At 50.9% G+C, this 230-nt stretch carries 1 tRNA gene; it reads right to left on the reverse strand.

Annotation, left to right across the window (positions count from 1 at the left end):
* Positions 1-59, reverse strand: a tRNA-Ile gene (locus tag AC0IYH_RS34295).
* Positions 60-230 lie beyond the last annotated feature (171 nt).

A 230-nucleotide genomic window follows, 5' to 3' on the forward strand; every position in this document is an offset into this window, starting at 1 on the left:
GGGCAGATTCGAACTGCCGACCTCACCCTTATCAGGGGTGCGCTCTAACCAACTGAGCTACAGACCCAATTTCGAGCTGCTAAGGCCGACCTCACCCTGCTCTTTACCACAGAGCATGGGGTGCGCTCTAACCAACTAAGCTACAACCCTTTAGGCTGCTTCTTATCGTCTTCTTCAATGAATCAAGCAATTCGTGTGGGAACTTATGGAGCAGCTGATGTCGTCGATTA

Source organism: Pseudomonas sp. AC463 (genome assembly GCF_979253585.1).